This window comes from Streptomyces sp. Tek67B01 (assembly GCF_055231995.1).
The window spans coordinates 6655569-6672086 of sequence record NZ_JBUYUY010000001.1 but is presented as its reverse complement, the minus strand read 5'-3'; the positions used below and the strand labels follow the sequence as shown (position 1 = coordinate 6672086).

The 16518-nt window shown below is 70.9% G+C and carries 17 protein-coding genes and 1 pseudogene; 6 read left to right on the top strand and 12 right to left on the bottom strand.

Going from position 1 to position 16518, the window contains the following annotated elements:
• Window positions 1-108: 108 nt before the first annotated feature.
• Window positions 109-918: pseudogene (locus tag ACV7NM_RS30310) on the top strand (DUF1996 domain-containing protein); the annotation flags it as partial.
• A gap of 172 nt (window positions 919-1090) precedes the next feature.
• Here ACV7NM_RS30310 and ACV7NM_RS30305 read toward each other — a convergent pair.
• Genes ACV7NM_RS30305 through ACV7NM_RS30290 form a run of 4 tightly spaced genes read right to left on the bottom strand, consistent with a single transcriptional unit; the run spans window position 1091 to window position 5668 of the window.
• Entirely contained in the window at window positions 1091-2470 is a 1380-nt protein-coding gene (locus tag ACV7NM_RS30305) for a GH1 family beta-glucosidase (protein WP_463413297.1), read from the bottom strand.
• Entirely contained in the window at window positions 2467-3330 is an 864-nt protein-coding gene (locus ACV7NM_RS30300) for a carbohydrate ABC transporter permease (RefSeq protein WP_463413296.1), read from the bottom strand. The genes ACV7NM_RS30305 and ACV7NM_RS30300 overlap by 4 nt, the downstream gene beginning before the upstream one ends.
• On the bottom strand, window positions 3320-4336 hold the full coding sequence (locus ACV7NM_RS30295; RefSeq protein ID WP_463413295.1) for a carbohydrate ABC transporter permease: 1017 nt from the start codon (window positions 4334-4336) through the stop codon (window positions 3320-3322). The genes ACV7NM_RS30300 and ACV7NM_RS30295 overlap by 11 nt, the downstream gene beginning before the upstream one ends.
• Before the next feature lie 9 nt (window positions 4337-4345).
• The gene (locus ACV7NM_RS30290) at window positions 4346-5668 is read right to left on the bottom strand and encodes an ABC transporter substrate-binding protein (RefSeq protein ID WP_463413294.1); all 1323 of its coding nucleotides are present in this window, start codon (window positions 5666-5668) and stop codon (window positions 4346-4348) included.
• A 157-nt stretch (window positions 5669-5825) separates the two neighbouring features.
• On the opposite strand from ACV7NM_RS30290, the gene ACV7NM_RS30285 reads away from it, so the two are divergent.
• A complete protein-coding gene (locus tag ACV7NM_RS30285) occupies window positions 5826-7136 on the top strand; it encodes an ROK family transcriptional regulator (RefSeq protein WP_463413293.1) in 1311 nt (436 codons plus the stop codon).
• Between the two features lie 295 nt (window positions 7137-7431).
• On the opposite strand, the gene ACV7NM_RS30280 is transcribed toward ACV7NM_RS30285, so the two are convergent.
• Window positions 7432-7626: an antitoxin gene (locus tag ACV7NM_RS30280; RefSeq protein WP_463413292.1), complete on the bottom strand. Its 195-nt coding sequence runs from the start codon at window positions 7624-7626 to the stop codon at window positions 7432-7434.
• Between the two features lie 125 nt (window positions 7627-7751).
• Window positions 7752-9707 carry a flavin monoamine oxidase family protein gene (locus tag ACV7NM_RS30275; protein WP_463414117.1) on the bottom strand — a complete coding sequence of 652 codons (1956 nt, stop codon included), beginning with the start codon at window positions 9705-9707 and terminating at the stop codon, window positions 7752-7754.
• A 548-nt stretch (window positions 9708-10255) separates the two neighbouring features.
• On the opposite strand from ACV7NM_RS30275, the gene ACV7NM_RS30270 reads away from it, so the two are divergent.
• The gene (locus ACV7NM_RS30270) at window positions 10256-10429 is read left to right on the top strand and encodes a hypothetical protein (RefSeq protein ID WP_463413291.1); all 174 of its coding nucleotides are present in this window, start codon (window positions 10256-10258) and stop codon (window positions 10427-10429) included.
• The gene (locus tag ACV7NM_RS30265; protein WP_463413290.1) at window positions 10426-10656 is read left to right on the top strand and encodes a hypothetical protein; all 231 of its coding nucleotides are present in this window, start codon (window positions 10426-10428) and stop codon (window positions 10654-10656) included. The genes ACV7NM_RS30270 and ACV7NM_RS30265 overlap by 4 nt, the downstream gene beginning before the upstream one ends.
• Here the strand turns inward: ACV7NM_RS30265 and ACV7NM_RS30260 are convergent.
• The 3 genes from ACV7NM_RS30260 to ACV7NM_RS30250 form a co-directional block, all read right to left on the bottom strand.
• Window positions 10646-11074, bottom strand: a complete 429-nt coding sequence (locus tag ACV7NM_RS30260; RefSeq protein WP_463413289.1) for a hypothetical protein — start codon at window positions 11072-11074, stop codon at window positions 10646-10648. The genes ACV7NM_RS30265 and ACV7NM_RS30260 overlap by 11 nt on opposite strands.
• 30 nt (window positions 11075-11104) lie before the next feature.
• A complete protein-coding gene (locus tag ACV7NM_RS30255) occupies window positions 11105-12301 on the bottom strand; it encodes a globin domain-containing protein (protein ID WP_463413288.1) in 1197 nt (398 codons plus the stop codon).
• Window positions 12302-12375: 74 nt separating this feature from the next.
• Window positions 12376-12819 (bottom strand): RrF2 family transcriptional regulator, encoded by a 444-nt coding sequence (locus tag ACV7NM_RS30250; protein WP_463413287.1) that lies wholly within the window; start codon window positions 12817-12819, stop codon window positions 12376-12378.
• Between the two features lie 154 nt (window positions 12820-12973).
• On the opposite strand from ACV7NM_RS30250, the gene ACV7NM_RS30245 reads away from it, so the two are divergent.
• The gene (locus ACV7NM_RS30245; protein ID WP_463413286.1) at window positions 12974-13768 is read left to right on the top strand and encodes an ArsR/SmtB family transcription factor; all 795 of its coding nucleotides are present in this window, start codon (window positions 12974-12976) and stop codon (window positions 13766-13768) included.
• An 83-nt stretch (window positions 13769-13851) separates the two neighbouring features.
• Window positions 13852-14835: a DMT family transporter gene (locus ACV7NM_RS30240; protein WP_463413285.1), complete on the top strand. Its 984-nt coding sequence runs from the start codon at window positions 13852-13854 to the stop codon at window positions 14833-14835.
• 58 nt (window positions 14836-14893) lie between these two features.
• Here the strand turns inward: ACV7NM_RS30240 and ACV7NM_RS30235 are convergent, their stop codons facing one another.
• From ACV7NM_RS30235 to ACV7NM_RS30225, 3 genes are all read right to left on the bottom strand, one after another.
• On the bottom strand, window positions 14894-15139 hold the full coding sequence (locus tag ACV7NM_RS30235) for a DUF6158 family protein (protein ID WP_463413284.1): 246 nt from the start codon (window positions 15137-15139) through the stop codon (window positions 14894-14896).
• Window positions 15140-15358: 219 nt separating this feature from the next.
• Complete coding sequence (locus ACV7NM_RS30230) at window positions 15359-15580, bottom strand: DUF7489 domain-containing protein (protein WP_463413283.1); 222 nt, start codon at window positions 15578-15580, stop codon at window positions 15359-15361.
• A 149-nt stretch (window positions 15581-15729) separates the two neighbouring features.
• Window positions 15730-16467, bottom strand: coding sequence for a hypothetical protein (locus ACV7NM_RS30225; RefSeq protein WP_463413282.1), 738 nt, complete (start codon window positions 16465-16467; stop codon window positions 15730-15732).
• Between the last annotated feature and the right edge of the window lie 51 nt (window positions 16468-16518).

The window sequence follows — 16518 nt, the reverse complement described above, 5'->3', positions numbered from 1 at the left end:
ACCCCCCGAGAAGACGCGGGGCGGCAGCCGGCCGCCCCGCGTTTTCCAGGCCGCCCGAGAGAGCGCTCTCCCACTGCGGGGAGCGTCCCCCCGAACCAAGGAGCAGAAGTGAATCTCCGACCTCGAAGGCCGGCCGCCTTACTGGTTCCCGTCGCCTTCGCCCTGACCGCCGCCGCGGGTCTGGGCGGTCTCGCCCTGACCGCCCGGGCCTCCGTCGACGACGGCACGACCGTCCGCATGGACCACACCGCCGTCGCGCCCCTGGCCACCGGTGACGACCCGGACGGGGACGGCTACATCCCGGCCGTGCCGCCCGTCACCGGCGTCACCCCCTCCTGGGCGAACCCGCCCGACCGCTACTTCCACGAGTTCCAGGCCAACTGCGCGGTCACCAGGACCGCCCCCGACGACCCCATCGTCTTCGCGGGCCGGCCCGGCGCCTCGCACAACCACACCTTCATGGGCAACACCGACCGACGCCTACTCCACCACGGCCTCGCTCGGCCCCGGCGGCACGCGCTGCAACGCCCCGGGCGACCTGTCCGGCTACTGGATGCCGACGCTCTACAACGGCAACCAGGCCGTCCTGCCCACCGGACCGCAAGTGATCTACTACAAGAGCGGCGTCACCGACTACAAGAGCGTGCGCCCTTCCCCAAGGGACTGCGCTTCGTGGTCGGCAGCCCCACGCAAACCGCGGCCGAGTTCCGCGGCCACCGCGGCTGGGTCGAGGGCTGGGAGTGCGGCGACAGCTACAAGAACGTCGAGTTCCCCGCGAACTGCCCCGCCGGGACCAGCTCAACATCCGCATGCAGGTGCCCAGTTGCTGGGACGGCCGATACCTGGACACGCCCGACCACAAGGCGCATGGCCTATCCGGTCGTGAAGCCGGGCAGCAACGACAACGTGTGCCCGACCGACCTGTATCAGCGCGTCGGGCCGTTACGTCCGGCTGGAGCTGACGCAGCGAGGTACCGGCTACGGCTACTCGCTGTTCCGCTTCGGGGTCTATGCCTGACCACCCGTCCCGCTGAAGGCGCCCGCCCCGGGGAAACGGGGCGGGCGCGGTGCGCGGGGCGGGGGCGCGGGCTCAGCGGGAGCGGTGGGCGGCGATGATGCCGGCGTAGGCGCGGCCACTGGACTTGACCGTGCGTACCTGGGTCTCGTAGTCGACGTGGACCAGGCCGAAGCGCTTGTCGAAGCCGTAGGCCCATTCGAAGTTGTCCAGCAGCGACCAGGCGTAGTAGCCGGCCACCGGTGCGCCGCGGCGGGCCGCACGGGCGCAGGCGGCCAGGTGGGAGGTCAGGTAGGCGGCGCGCTCGGGGTCGTGGACGCTGCCGTCGGGGGCGACCGCGTCCGGGTAGGCGCATCCGTTCTCGGTGATCTGGATGCGCCGGGCCCCGTACTCCTCGTGCAGGCGCGTGATCAGCGTTTCCAGTCCGTCGGCGTCGACCTCCCAGCCCATGCCGGTGCGCGGGACGCCGGGCCGGTCGACTTGGCGGGCGTACGGTACGGGGCCGGCCGGGTCGGCGGTGACGACTTGCGGGAAGTAGTAGTTGAGCCCGATCCAGTCGAGGGGTGCGGCGATGGCGGTGAGGTCACCGGGTCGTTCGGGGAGGTCGACGCCGTAGACCTCGCGCATGTCGGCGGGGAAGCCGCGGCCGTGGACCGGGTCGAGCCACCAGCGGTTGACGTGGCCGTCCATGCGGTGGGCGGCGGCACGGTCGGCTTGGTCGGCGGTGGCGGGCGCGATGGTGGAGAGGTTGTTGACGATGCCGATCCGGGCGCCCGGGGCCGCGGCGCGGACGGCCTGGGTGGCGAGGCCGTGACCGAGCAGCAGGTGGTAGGAGGCGCGGACGGCCGCGGTCAGGTCCGTCCAGCCGGGGGCCATCCGGCCCTCCAGATGGCCGATCCAGGCCGAGCACAGCGGCTCGTTGAGCGTGGCCCACTCGGTGACGCGGTCGCCGAGGCGGTCGGCGACGAGGCCTGTGTACACGGCGAAGTGCTCGGCGGTGGCGCGCTCGGGCCAGCCGCCCCGGTCTTGGAGGGCTTGCGGGAGGTCCCAGTGGTAGAGGGTGACGTTGGGTTCGACGCCGGCGGCGAGCAGGGCGTCGATCAGTCGGTCGTAGTGGTCGAGGCCCTTGGTGTTGACGGGTCCGTCACCGCCGGGGAGTATCCGCGGCCAGGCGACGGAGAGTCGGTAGGCGTTGGTGCCGAGCTCGCGCATCAGGGCGATGTCCTCGCGCCAGCGGTGGTAGTGGTCGCAGGCGGTGTCGCCGGTGTGGCCGTTGTCGATGGCTCCGGGCACGCGGGTGAAGGTGTCCCAGATGGAGGGGGCGCGGCCGTCCTCGTTCACAGCGCCCTCGATCTGATAGGCGGAGGTGGCGGTGCCCCAGGCGAAGTCGGCCGGGAGCGCGGCGAGGTCGATGGTTCGCCTGGCGGTCAGGGGGACACTTTCGGAGAGGGTCATTTGACGGCTCCTGCCGTGAGTCCGGCCACCAGGTACTTCTGCAACAGCAGGAATCCGGCGACGACGGGGATGCTGACGACGAGCGAGGCGGCCATGATCTGGTTCCAGTAGACGTCGTTCTGCGTGGAGTAGCCCTGCAATCCGACGGCGAGGGTGCGGGTGGCGTCGTTCGTCATGACGGAGGCGAAGAGGACCTCGCCCCAGGCGGTCATGAAGGCGTAGACGGCGACTGCGACGATGCCGGGCACGGCGGCCGGAATCACGATCCGCAGCAGTGCGCCGAGTGGGCCGCAGCCGTCGACCGTGGCCGCTTCGTCGAGGTCGCGGGGCACCGAGTCGAAGTACCCGATGAGCATCCAGATGGAGAAGGGGAGGGAGAAGGTGAGGTAGGTGAGGATGAGCCCACCGCGGGAGCCGTAGAGGGCGATGCCCGTGCTGTTGCCGATGTTGACGAAGATCAGGAACAGCGGCAGGAGGAAGAGGATGCCCGGGAACATCTGGGTGGACAGCACGGTCACGGTGAACAGGCGCTTGCCGCGGAAGCTGTAGCGGCTCACGGCGTAGGCCGCGAAGACGGCGATGGCCACGGAGCAGACGGTGGCCGTGCCCGCCACGATCAGCGAGTTGAGGAAGTACTCGGCCAGCGGGATGGTGTGCCAGATGTCGATGTAGGGGCGGATGGTGAGCCCGCTGGGAATCCAGCGGAACCGGCCGGCGACGTCCTCCAGCGGTTTGAGCGAGCTGGTGACCATCACGTAGACGGGCAGCAGGACGAAGGCGGCGAGCGCGGTCAGGAACACGGCCCTGACCGCCCGGAAGGAAGCCGGCGGGTCGAGGGGGCTGCGGGGTCTAGCGGGCATGGTCGTTCCTCCGTCCGCGGTTGGTGACGAGCAGGTACCCGGCGGTGACCAGCAGCAGGAACAGCAGCAGCAGGACGGACATGGCCGAGCCGGTGCCGAAGTTCCACGTGACGAAACTGGACTGGTAGATGTGGATGGAGATGAGGTCGGCCGCCTGCGGCGCTGATTTGCCGAAGAGCACGAACGGCGTGTTGAAGTCGTTGAAGGTCCACAGGAACAGCACCAGGACGAGCACCTGGTTGACGGGGCCGACCGACGGCAGCGTGATCCGGCGGATCTGCTGCCAGACGCCGGCGCCGTCCAGCGCGGCGGCCTCGTAGAGCTCCTTGGGGACGTTCTGCAGGGCGGCCGTCACGATCAGGAACGCGAACGGCCAACCCTTCCACACGGACACGATCAGCAGGGCCCAGAAGCTGTTGTCTCCCAGCAGCCAGAAGGTGTGTTCGGCGCCGCCGATGCCCAGCTGGTCGTGGATGACGTGGTTCACCAGGCCGTTGTCCCGTTGGAACATGAACGACCAGGTGATGACGGCCGCGTAGACGGGCAGGGCGTAGGGGACGAGGAAGAGCGCCCGCAACAGGCCCCGGCCGCGGAAGGTCTCCTGCGTGAACACGGCGGCGGCGGTGCCGATCAGCCAGCACAGGGCGACGGAGAGCAGGGTGAACAGGCAGGTGGTGAGGAAGGACCCGAGCAGGGCCTCGCCGACGGGCCGGTTGACGTCGACGACGAGGTCGTAGTTGTCGAAGCCCCTCCAGGGGGCGCCGGTCCAGTCCCGGATGTAGAACTGGGTGAGTTCGCGGAAGCTGGCCACGATGCCCATCGCCATCGGCACCAGGTGGATGAGCAGTTCGAGCAGGAGCGCGGGCAGGAGCAGGAGGTAGGGCAGGGCGGTTCGGCGCAGCCGTCCGGGGCGTGAGGTGCCTCCCGGCCGGCGCTCTCGGGGCGGTGTGGGGCGTTCCCCGCGCGGCTTGGCGTCGGGGGCGTGGGTGGTGGGCGCGGCGGTCATCGTCGCGGGTCAGTCGGACATCTGCTGCTGGGCCTTGGTGAGCTTCGCCTTGACCGAGTCGGTGGTCACCGGCCGGCCGGCCGCGGCGTCGGCGAAGAGCTCCTTGACTGCGGTGCCGACGGCGGTCTCGAACTGCGACTCCTCGGGGACCTGCGGGAGCGGTGCGGCGCTGGTGGCGAGGGTGTCGCGGAGCACGGTGAGGTCCTCGGCGGCGAAGGCCGGGTCGGTCTGGGCGGTCTTCACCGGCGGGACTGAGCCGTAGGTCTTGTTGAGGAGCGTCTGCTCCTCGTCGCTCGTCATGAACTTCACGAACTTCAGGGCGCCGTCGATGTTGTCGGTGTTCTTGAAGACGGCCATGTTGATGCCGGCGACCATGGAGTTGGTGTACTTGCCGGTGCCGGGGGCGGCGCCACCGGCGGGGACCGGGACGGGGGCCACGCCCCAGTCGCCCTCCTTCATGCCGTGCGCCTTGAAGCTGCTTGCCGCGTTCTGCCACAGGACCATGGCGGTCTTGCCGTTGGCGAAGTCCTGGAGGGACTGGTTCTTGTCGTATTCGGCGTTGCCGGGCGCGATTATCTTGTCCTTGGCCATCAGGTCGACGTACTGCTTGACGGCCTCGACGTTGGCGGGGGTGTCGAAGGTGGGCTTGCCGGCGGCGTCGAAGAAGGCGGCGCCGTGCTGCTTGGAGAGCACGAAGGCCTGGTGGATGTTGTTGGAGAGGTTCGAACCCTCCGCGCCCAGCGCCCACTTGCCGTCCTTGGACAGCCGCCGGCCGACGGTGACCATCTCGTCCCAGGTGGCCGGGGGCTTCTCGATGCCCGCCTCCTGGAACATCTTCTTGTTGTAGTAGAGCGCGTAGGACATCGAGTAGAGCGGGACGGCGGCCGGGTCCTTGCCGGCCGCGCCGGCCGAGCCGAGGGCGGATTCGACGAAGCGGTCCCGGCCGCCGATCGCCTGGAAGTTCTTGGCGTCCCAGGGGAGCAGCGCTCCGGTTGCCTGGAGGGACGAGGACCAGGTGTTGCCGATGTTGAGGACGTCCGGTCCCTGGCCGGAGGCGGTGGCGGCGAGGACGCGGTTGAGCAGGTCCGACCAGGGGACGACTTCGAGCTTGACCTTGACGCCGGTCCGCTGCTCGAACTTCTTCAGTTCGGGAGCGAGGGTGGCCTGGTCCGCCGTGATGTCGGGGCCCTGGTTGGAGGCCCAGTAGGTGAGCTCTTTCGGGGCGGTGTTGGAGCCGCCCGCGCTGTCCGCCGATCCGCCGCCGCAGGCGGTGGCGGCGGTGGCGAGGAGGGAGACTGTGACGGCGGCGGCAGCGGCTCGGGTTCTGCGCATGGCGGCGAGGTCCCTTTCGGCGGGGCTGGGGGAAGGCCGACGTGGGCGTACTCCGTCCAGGCCTTAATTTAGGACGTGAGTTAAGCCTCGTGAAAGGGTCGCGTCAAGGGGTCGCGCAAGGGTATGTTGCGAGCGATGCAACTGCGGAAGGGGCCGGATGACCACGGGGCGTAGCGGGCGAACGGTGCGGGACCTGCGGCGGGGCAATCGGAGCGCCGTCCTCCAACAGCTCTACTTCGGCGGGCCCATGAGCCGCCAGGAGCTGGGGCCCGCCACGGGGCTGAGCTCCGGGTCGGTCAGCAACGTCGTCGGGGAACTCGTCGCGGACGGACTCCTGGAGGAGGCCGGGGTCGTCGACTCCGACGGCGGCCGGCCCCGTACCCTGCTGCGCGTGGCGCCCGGCAGTGCCCACATGATCGGAGTCGATGTCGGCGAGACCCGCGTCCGTGTCGAGCTGTTCGACCTGACGCTGACCGAACTGGCCCGCGCCGAGATGCCGTTGCGCCCACGCGGCTGTTACGACGTAGGGCCCATCGTCGACCACGTCAAGGACGGGATCGCCGCTGTACTCGCCGAGGCCGGGGTCGGTACGGAAAGGCTGCTCGGCGTGGGCATCGGGGTGCCGGGCATCGTCGACCGGACCACGCCCGGCGGGACGGTGGTGCACGGCCAGACCATCGGATGGGACGCGGTACCGCTGGAGGAGTTGCTGCGCCGCACCGGCGCCCTGCCGCCGGAGGTCCCGTACATCATCGACAACGGTGCGCGGACCCTCGGCCAGGCGGAGATGTGGTTCGGGGCGGGGCGCGGGGCCCGGGAGGCGTTGGTCGTGCTGTTCGGCTCGGGCGTCGGCGCGAGCCTGATCACCGACGGCTCTCCGGACGGCGGCACGACGGAGGGCACCGCGCTGGAGTGGGGGCACCTCACGGTCTCGGTGCGCGGCCGGCGCTGCCGGTGCGGGGCGCTCGGCTGCCTGGAGGCGTACACGGGGGCGGAGTCCCTGCTGGCCCGGTGGGCGGAGCGGGGCGGCGGCCCGGCGGACTCCGTGGACGAGGAGGAGGCGCTTTCGGCCCTGCTGGCGGCGGCCGTCAAGGAGGACCCGGTCGCGCGGGAGGTCCTCGAGGAGACGGCGGAGTACCTGGGGGCGGGCCTGTCCGACCTCATCAACCTCTTCCAGCCGGAGCGCATCCTGATCGGCGGCTGGGCGGGCCTGATGCTGGGTCCCCACATCCTTGCGGCGGTACGCGAGCACGCGACCCGGTACTCCCTGCGCCATCCCGCAGGCCGGGTCACCGTGGGCATGGGCTCACTGGGGCCGGACGCGGTGACGGTCGGCGCGGCGACGCTGCCGCTGTCCGCGTTCTTCGCCACGGGTGGCCGCCGTGCGACGCCCCGGCCCGATGCCGAACCCCCGGCCTGGCGCACGGCCCTGCGCGTCCGCGGCGCGGCGACCCCCGGCGCTACCTGACCCCGGCGCTGCCTGACCCCGCCGCGACTCCGGCCCGACCTCCTGTGTACGGGCCTCCGCGCCTCAGCCGGCGGCGGCCGGGCCGGGGCCGCCCGGGAAGCGGACGGGACGGTGGGCTGCGTCAGGCCTGGGCTCCGTCGGGCGGGGGCCCGGGCTTCCTGGATGATCCCGAGGGCCGGCGTTGGATGTCAACGCCCTTGCGGGAAACCTCCTCTGGAGCGACTTGGCAACTACCGGCAGGACACGAGTGGCCCCGGCGCCTTGCGCGCCGGGGCCACCGTTGCCTGGAAGCAGGTCAGCGCCGCGTCGTACCGTTGCCGCCGTACGAACGGCGCACCGCGTCGGCGGCCTTGTCGGTCTGAGCGTCGTACTTGTCGCCCGTACGCTCATCGACCAGCCGTTCGACGCTCTCGACGCCCTTGTCGGCCTGGTCCGGGTGGCCCTTCGCCAGCTCCTTGGCCTTGTTGGCCATGTCTCCCAGCTTGCTCATGAGTACCTCCGCGGTAGTGCGTGCGTCGTACGCAAACGCGGTTACCCACCTGGGCCGCTCCTACGCCGGAGCGTGACGAGCGAGCCCGCGTTCCTCCTCGAACGGGCCCGGCCGACCGGTCGGACTCACGGGGCCAGGTGAACCTCCAGGGCGGTCCGCACCGCGGATTCCAGGGCTCCTTCGATCCACGCGGGCTTGATGGAGGTGTGGCACCCCCCGAAGTGCAGGTTGCCTTCGGGCCTGCGGACGTGCGGGAAGAGCTCGGTGTGCTGGCCGGGGAGCAGCACCGACGCCTCCCCGTAGGCGTAGGCGTCGCGCATCCAGGACTGGGTCCGGCCGACGCCCGTGTAGAACACCTCGATCCGCTGGCCGTACACGTCCTGGACGCCGGCGAGGGCGCGCGGGTAGCGCTCCGCGTCGTCGAACGAATCCCACTTGAGGGCGTCGTCCGACCAGCTGTAGGACGCGAGGAGCACCCCGCCCTTGCTGCCTTCGACGGGGTAGGACGGCTGGAACATGAAGCGGTTGGGGTTGTCCGTCGCCGAGCCTCCGCCGATGACGCCGACCGCCTCGGGCTGATCACGCGTGACGAGGCGACAAGCGGCGTAATGGGAGCGTTGGGCGGCGGAGATGTGCCCCTTGGGTACGGAGGCGTGGGCGCCCAGCAGTGTGCCGTCCACGGGGGTCTGCCCCAGCTGGTACTTCCGGTACAAGCCGGGCCGTACGGCTTCCAGTTCGCGCTTCCAGTCGGCTTCCTCGAACTCCCACCAGCGGCGGCTGAACTCCAGCAGGACCTTGGTCGCGGCGTCGTAGTGCAGCTCGGTGATCGCGCGCCGCTTGCCGTAGGAAAGGGCGGGCGTGACCGGGATGTGGCGCAACCCCGAGAAGGGAACCGTGATGATCGCGGCGTCGGCGGTGAACGTCTCCCGTCGTACCGCGCTGCCGCCTCGGCCCTCGGAGACGGTATCGATGGTGACCTTGCCCTCGCCGTGCGCGATCCGGGTGGCTCGGCGATCGAGCCGCACCAGGTCCTTGACGCGCGCGTAGAGCGCGTCGGCCAGGGTTGCCGTGCCGCCGGGCAGTTCGAAGAAGGCGGTGTCGGGACTGATGAGCGACGCCCCGATGAAGCTGTGCACGAAGGCGAGGTGCAGCCGGGAGGTGAGGTTCTCGACGGTTCCGATCAGGTCGATGGTCCGCTCGTCGAGCTCCGCCTCCTCCGTCAGGTACCGGTACATCGACATGTGGCCGTAGCGCTGGATGACGCGCGCCCAGCCTTCGACGAGCGCCTTGTCCTTCTTCCCCTCGATCTCCTTGCGTACGGGCGCGAAGGCGTTGCGCACGATCTGCGCGGCCGGGACCGACTCGTAGGCGGCCGGGACCCCGAAGGAACGGTTGACGGCCTGCGGGCCGCGCGCGTAGTCGGCCCGGCGTACGCGGATTCCGTTGACGAAGATCCACGTACGGTTCGCCGGGCGGCCGGCCCCGTCGACGTCGACGAGGTGGAACCGCCTGCGCTTGAGGCCGAGGCCGTCGATCAGTCCGGTCACCAGGGGGTGGCTGTCGGGGATGCGCATGGCGCCGGCTTCGGCGTACTGCTTCGGGTCTGCGAAGGGCGCCGGGGACTTCTCGTGGCCGCCGGTACGGAAGGTCTTGATCCGGCCGCCCACCCGGTTGCCGTTGGCCTCGATGACGGTGACCTGGTGCCCGGCCTCCCGCAGCAGGTGGGCCGCGGTGAGGCCGGCGGGTCCGGCACCGACGACCAGCACCTTCCTGCCGGTGCGACGCGCCCGGGGCAGGCCGTCCCTCAGGAGGATGTCCGCGTAGCGCGGCACCAGGGGCTGATCGTCATCGTCCCGTACCAGGATGGCCCGGGCGATGGCGAGGCAGGTCTCCCAGTCGGTGTTCGCGGCGCTCGCCGGAGTCCGCGTGGTCACGGCGGACGCGGTGGGCACGGACAGTGCGCCGACCGCCGTGACGGCGGCCGCTCCGGCGATGACGGTACGTCGGGACGGCCGGCGCGCACGCGGCCGTGCGGGTTCGTCGGAGCTGTCGGAGCCGTCGGCTGTGGGGGGCGTCTGAATGATCACGAGCCAACTCTGGCGGGCGGCGCCCCCGAGGGATGCCGAAAAGGGCCGAACCCGGGGACAACCACCCGGACGTGCGGGAGGGGCTCGGACGCTGACGAACTGTTCGCACCGCCGCCGCCCCCGCGCCGGCGTGCAAGCATCCGGCATCCGGCATCCGTTTTAGCGTCACCGTCCCGACCGCAGCGGTAGGGACGGTGACGTCCCCTCCTTCAAGGGGGCACGGCGTGCTCATCCCCGAGCTCGGTCACCTGCCGACCGTGCGGTCCGCGCTTACCCTGCGGGCACGGCGCGACGCTCGGCCGTTCGGCGCAACTCCCCCGGCGCCGCTCACCGTGCCGCCCGCAGCGGTCCCGGGACGCACCCCGGCCAGGCCCCCGGCACGGCTCCGCCTACTCGTTCCGCGCCCGCGCCCGCACCCGGGCGCGGGCCCGGGAGGGGATGGCCGCCGCGGGTAAGGTGCTGCTGCTCCACGTCCGGGCGGCCGAGCGGCATGCCTCGCAGTCGCTTCCCCCGAGCCCGCTTCGCGGTGGTACAGCGCCGCCGTGGCACGGGTACCGGACCTGGCCGGGCAACTGGTGCGGCCCGCCGTGTCGGTGGACCGGCGCGCCGGGGCGAGCCGGGAACCGATCGGGGAGGGCCTGGGCGTCAGCGCGGAGGCCGCCCGGGGCCGCTTCAGCCGCCCGCGGCGAAGCTCCGGCGCCGCCCGGGGCGCGTGAAGGACGTGCCCGCCGGTCGGAGCGCCGTCGCCGGCTCCGACCAGGAACCGTTGGACGCGGTTCTCGCGGACGTGGTGCGGCAGACCGGGGCGTCGCTGGGTCTGATGTGCGTCCTGCCACCCGGCGAGACCGTGCTGAGGTTGGTGCTCGTCTACGGCGTGACCCGACAGATCGCCGCTCCCTGGGCCTCATCGACTACGCCGCCGCCCCGCGCCGTCAGACCCTGAGGAGCGCGATGCCCAGGACGAGTAGGGCCAAGGCCTTCACCGACTCGGCGGCCACGTAGAACAGGTGGGCGCGGGAGCGCGGAAGGGCCTCGCCCGCGAGCACCCGGTCGGAGCGACGGTTGAGGGCCGGCCGGATCAGAACCATTTGGACGGCCGGCACGAGCACCGCGACGACGGCCGGTACGGCCACGGACGCGGGCGGCCCTCCGGTGGCCACCGTCACGATGATCGCGACGGCCGCCACCATCTCCACACGGTTGAGCGCCCGGAAGACGATGCGCCCGATCCCGAGCCCGATGGGTACGGTCACGCCGGGTGCCCGGAACTTCAGCGGTGTCTCCAGGAAGGAAATCGCCAGGACCATCCCGAGCCACAGGAAGGTGACCGCGGCGGCCACGGCGGCGGACGTGGTGTTCATGTGCGTGAGCTCCTCACCCTGCCGCCCGGTCTACTCGCCGCCGAGCCAGAGGTCCGGGCCGAAGACCTCGTAGTGGATCGCCCGTGCGGGAAGGCCGCGACGCAACAGCTCGCCGCGGACCGCTCGCATGAAGGGCAGCGGGCCGCAGAGGTACGCGGTCAGCCCTTCCGGCAGTTCGAGTTCGGATACGTCGACCCGGCCGGGCGAAGCCTCCGGCACGCCGGCGCCCGGCTCGTCGTACCACAGGTGCAACCGCGCGTCGGGGAGCTCCCGGACGAGTCGGCGCTGCTCGCCCCCGTGGGCGTGGTCGACCGGGGTGCGGTCGGCGTGGACCACGATCACGCGACGCGTCGTCTCCTGACCGACCAGGTGGTGGAGCATGGACAGCATGGGCGTGACGCCGATACCGGCGGACGCCAGCAGCAGTGGACGGTCGCCCTCCGGCAGGACGAGGTCCCCGAACGGCGCGGACACGGTGAGTACGTCGCCGACACGGGCCTGTTCGTGGAGCCGGGCGGACACCTCGCCCTCCGGTCCCGCGCCACCGCGCACGCGCTTGACGGTGATGCGCCACCGGTCGCCGGTGGGGGCGCAGGAGAGGCTGTACTGGCGTATCTGGACGGCGCCGTCGGGCAGTTCCACCCGCACGCTCACGTACTGGCCCGGGCGGAAGGCACCCGCGGGGGCGCCATCGGTGCGGCGCAGTACGAAGGAGGCCGCGTCGGGGGTCTCTTCGTGCCTCTCGACGATTTCCATCCGCCGCCAAACCTCACCCTCGGCGACGCCGGCGTCCTGGTAGAGCCGGGCCTCGGCGGCGATCAGTGCGTTGGCCATGAGCCAGTAGACCTCGTCCCAGGCCTCGGCCACTTCCTCGGTGACGGCATTGCCGAGGACGTCACCGATGGCGGCGAAGAGGTGCTGGTGGACGAGTTTGTACTGGTCGGAGGTGATGCCGAGCGAGGCGTGCTTGTGGGAGATGCGGCCGAGCACGGAGTCCGGTCGGGTTTCGGGATGATCGAGCAGCATGCCCGCGAAGGCCGCGATGGAGCCCGCCAACGCCTTCTGCTGCTCTCCGTTGGCCTGGTTGCCCCGGTTGAACAAGTGACGCAGTAGCTCGGGCCGGTCCTCGAAGAGCTTGGCGTAGAACAGCTCGGTGATTTCACCGATGGCCGCACCCACGACGGGCAGGGTGGCGCGGATGACGGGGGTGGACTGCTCAGAGAGCACAGCGACTCCTAAAACCGGTAATGCAGGTTCGTGTTTTCGGGCGTGGGCCCGCCCAGGAACGGGCAGCGCGAGGATCAGCCGGGGTGACGACCGACGAGGCCCACCAGCACGGGCCCGGTGGGAGAGGAGACCAGATCCGCCACGGTCAGCGGATCGAGCGCGGCATAGAAGGCCTCCTGCGCGTCGCGCAGTGCCCGGCGCAAGCGACAGGCGCCGCGCAAGGGGCAGGGTGATTCGCCTTCGCAGGCGACGACCTCACCCTCCCCCTCCAGTTCCCGCACGAGCCAGCCGACCGAAGCCCGCCGGCCGAGGGAGGTCAGCCCCAGGCCGCCACCGCGCCCCCGCCGAGCCTCCAGTACGCCAAGGTGCTGGAGCCTGGTGATCGCCTTCGCCATGTGGGTGGCCGGCACGCCCATGGCCTCCGCCACCGCGCGGGTGGTCGTCGGCGCGCCCTCCCCGGCAACCGCCAGGCGCATCACGGCGCGCAGCGCCAGGTCAGTGAATTTCGTCAACCGCACGCTCAGGACGCTAACAAATGCGCATGCGGAACACCTATTTACTTCGGGCGGGACCGGGGTGGCGTACGTCACGGGCTCCGAGCTCGGGGATGCCGCAAGATCCCGGAGAGCAACACTTCGCCGCTTACCGAAACAATGAGGCATCCTAGGAGACATGAACGAATCGCATGCCGCAGCACCGGGCGACGCAGCACCGGGCGATGGGGCTTCGGTCAACGGGGTTTCGGGCGACGGAAGGGCGACGGAAGGCGTCGCCCCCGCCGCACGCCTCGCGGCCTTGGCCGCGGCCCTGGCCGACGAGACACGGGCCGCCATCTGCATGACGCTGCTGGAGGGGCGCGCCTGGACGGCCGGCGAGCTGGCCCGGATCACCGCGGTCGCGCCGTCCACCGTGAGCGGCCATCTGGCCCGACTGACGGAGGCGGGCCTCTGCGTGACCGAGCGGCAGGGTCGCCACAGCCATGTGCGGATCGCCGACGCCGCCACCGCCCGCCTCCTCGACGAGTTCGCCTCGTACGCGATTCCGGACCGGGACGCGGCGCACGCGGTGCCCGTGGTGGCGGCGCCCGACCCGCTGGCCCGCGCCCGTACCTGCTACGACCACTTCGCGGGGCGTCTGGGCATGGCGGTGACGGACGCCATGGAGCGGCGTGAGCTGCTGCGCACGGAGGGCGTCTTCGAGTTGACGGAGGCCGGTCGGCGATGGTGCGCCGAGGCGGGTGTCAGCCTCGCACCCGAGGGCCGGAGGCGACCGGCGAGTTCCTGCCTGGACTGGACGGAGCGCCGCCGCCACCTGGGGGGACTCGTCGGGGCGCGACTGTGCGCACGGGCACTGGACGGTGGGTGGGTGGTGCGCCCGGTGGGCGGCGGGCGGGCGTTGGAGGTGACCGGGGCCGGGGAGCGCGCCTTCAGGGAACTGCTGGGAATCACCCCTGCCGACTGGAGCTGAACGCGCGCACAGTGGGGTGGACACACACGGGACGGCATAGTCATTTCGGTGAACGCCGAAGCGTTTTAGGATACGGTGAACGCATGACCCCCCTCCGTCCGAGTCGCATATCGCCCCGCGTCCTCACGGCCGGCGCCGTGACCTTCACGGTGTTCGCCTGGGCGTCCGCCTTCGTCTCCATCCGCAGCGCGGGCGCCGCCTACTCCCCCGGGGCCTTGGCCCTCGGTCGTCTGCTGGCCGGTTCCGTGGTGCTCGCCGCCCTGTTGTTGGTCCGCCGCCAGGGTTTGCCACCCCGTAGGGCTTGGCGGGGCATCCTGATCTCCGGGGTGGTGTGGTTCTGCGGCTACACGGTCGCCTTGAACTGGGGGGAACGACTGGTCGACGCGGGTACGGCCTCCCTGCTCGTGAACACCGGGCCGATCCTGATGGCCCTGCTCGCCGCGCGTCTGTTGGGCGAGGCGCTGCCACCGCGCCTGTTGTCCGGCATGGCCGTCTCGTTCGTCGGAGCGGTCGTCGTGGGTGCGTCCATGTCCTCCGGCGGCAGCACGTCGACCTCGGTGCTCGGCGTCGTCCTGTGCCTGCTCGCAGCCGTGGCCTACGCGACCGGCGTCGTCGCGCAGAAGCCCGCGCTGTCCTTCGGAACGCCCCTGCAGATCACCGCCTACAGCTGCATGACGGGCGCGGTGGCCTGCCTGCCCTTCGCAGGGCAATTGGTCACGGAACTGCCGAGGGCGCCGCTCTCCGCGACGCTGAACATGGTCTACCTGGGCGTGGTACCGACCGCCCTTGCCTTCATCACCTGGACCTACGCTTTGGCGCGCACGCCCGCCGGCAAGCTGGGCGCTACGACCTACGCCGTCCCCGCGATCGTGGTCCTGCTGAGCTGGGCCTTCTTGGGCGAAGTGCCCGGGTGGCTGACCATGCTCGGCGGAGTGCTCTGTCTGGCCGGGGTCGCCGTCTCCCGCTACCGGCCGCGCTCCGCCGTCCCATCGGCGCCGGTCGACCCCGTACCGTCCGGCCCCGACCGGCCCGCCGGTACCGCCGGCAGCGCCCGCTCGGGGTCCTGACACTGCTCCTGCCAGTCGGGCCCTCGGCACGGCGAACCCGCTGCGCCGTCCCGTGGCCTCACTCCCCCTCGGCGGTGCGGGCACGGGCGCCCGAGCGGGTGCGGGCGGGGATCTGGGCGCGCTGCGGGTGACGCCGTAGGTACTCGAATTCCAGCTCGTTCATCCGCTTCGTGTGGGTGACCAGCGCGTCGTCGGACCCGTGAAGCAGTGTCTCGTGGCGCGTGCGGTGGATGGCCTCCAGCTCCTTGAGCAGCACGCTTTCTTCAAGGTCTTGGGCCGCCGGGCCGCCACGGTGATCCGTCATCGCAGGTGCGCTCCTTCTGCTCACGCGCAAAGGGCTGACGCGGGCTCGCGCCGGGCGGCCCACGCCGCTCCCTCCATCATGCTGCCCGTCAGGGGCGGCTGCTTGCCCGAGGCCCCCCGCAGGACCGGGGATGTGCGGGAGCCACCCCACCGCCACACGCCCTACCAGGACAGGCCCTGATCGCTCGGTCTCGCCGTGGGCCCACAGCAAAACCGATGGCTACTCCTTGACCGGGTCGACCCCCGGCCGCTTGACGATCCGATCGCCGACCGCGATCGACTTCCACAGTTGGCGGCCGATCCGGACCTTGACGGACCCGCCGTCGGCAAGGCGGATCTCGGCAAAGTGATACACGTTCGAACCGTCGAGCATGTTTCGGGACAAATTGGTGACGACGCCTTCCCAAGAGTCGTCACGTCCCACTTCGTATGTTTTCGACATGATGTGAAGTCTAGGGAGAGCGGGAGCCACTCCAGTAGGGCCGCGAATCACATCTTGGCGGGTACATATGTCATGTAGGAGCGCCCAAGTCCCACTGGGTCGAGCCCTCAGCGGGGCCGCCGGCAGCCCGGCCCACCGGCTGTCCCTGCTCAGCGAACGGCGGTTGCCTCGCCGTCGACGCGATGTTTCAACCGCCTGGTCAACCAGCCGCCGATCACGATGAGGCCGACGCCGAGCCACCACAGGTGTCCGTCGAAGACGAGCACGGCGATCCCCACCGGTACGAGCATCCCCGCCAGCGGGAGCAGCAGGTCCGCCGCCGGCGGAACCGGCCGGTCACCGCGGGCCCGGGCGCGGACGACCGCGGGGTACCAGACGGTGAAGCGCAGCGCCGCGACGATGGCCAGGATTTGGATGATCCATCCCGTCCAGATGTTGTTCGGGTTGTGCAGGACCAGGTCGCCGTAGCCGCCGGCGATGGCCGCGACCAGGAAAGCCACCCCCCAAGCGGCTGTGATCAGGTAGTTCGTCCGCAGGAAGGTGGGCGTCGTCCAATAGGCCGGCGGAACCTGCTCACGGGCGTACTGGATGGTGAACGGCATCCGGAGCGCCATCGAGCCGAAGGCGATGGCTACCAGCGCGAGGTTGGAGATCTCGCCCGCGTACGTCTCCAGCCAACGGTGCGTGCCCGGGCTCGCGACGGCGCCGACGACCGCCATGATCGCGAAGAATACGAGGTCGGAGACTTCCAGGATCTTCACCGGGCTCCCGGGTGCGGCGAGCCGACCACCGATCACGAGGGCCAGCGAGATGAGGAGCGCCGCCCCTACCGCCCACTCGAAACGTCCCGGACCCACCAGGATCGAGAACGCGATCCAGGGAGACATCCCGATGAGCGGGCTCCCGAGAAAGCCGGAGAGCGATCTGCCCGAACGAGC

Coding starts and splice junctions, on each gene's coding strand:
- ACV7NM_RS30225 (WP_463413282.1), bottom strand. CDS start 16,467: ATGTCTCCCTGGATCGCGTTCTCGATCCTGGTGGGTCCGGGACGTTTC.
- ACV7NM_RS30240 (WP_463413285.1), top strand. CDS start 13,852: ATGACCCCCCTCCGTCCGAGTCGCATATCGCCCCGCGTCCTCACGGCC.
- ACV7NM_RS30260 (WP_463413289.1), bottom strand. CDS start 11,074: ATGAACACCACGTCCGCCGCCGTGGCCGCCGCGGTCACCTTCCTGTGG.
- ACV7NM_RS30280 (WP_463413292.1), bottom strand. CDS start 7,626: ATGAGCAAGCTGGGAGACATGGCCAACAAGGCCAAGGAGCTGGCGAAG.
- ACV7NM_RS30290 (WP_463413294.1), bottom strand. CDS start 5,668: ATGCGCAGAACCCGAGCCGCTGCCGCCGCCGTCACAGTCTCCCTCCTC.
- ACV7NM_RS30285 (WP_463413293.1), top strand. CDS start 5,826: ATGACCACGGGGCGTAGCGGGCGAACGGTGCGGGACCTGCGGCGGGGC.
- ACV7NM_RS30230 (WP_463413283.1), bottom strand. CDS start 15,580: ATGTCGAAAACATACGAAGTGGGACGTGACGACTCTTGGGAAGGCGTC.
- ACV7NM_RS30245 (WP_463413286.1), top strand. CDS start 12,974: ATGAACGAATCGCATGCCGCAGCACCGGGCGACGCAGCACCGGGCGAT.
- ACV7NM_RS30235 (WP_463413284.1), bottom strand. CDS start 15,139: ATGACGGATCACCGTGGCGGCCCGGCGGCCCAAGACCTTGAAGAAAGC.
- ACV7NM_RS30305 (WP_463413297.1), bottom strand. CDS start 2,470: ATGACCCTCTCCGAAAGTGTCCCCCTGACCGCCAGGCGAACCATCGAC.
- ACV7NM_RS30300 (WP_463413296.1), bottom strand. CDS start 3,330: ATGCCCGCTAGACCCCGCAGCCCCCTCGACCCGCCGGCTTCCTTCCGG.
- ACV7NM_RS30295 (WP_463413295.1), bottom strand. CDS start 4,336: ATGACCGCCGCGCCCACCACCCACGCCCCCGACGCCAAGCCGCGCGGG.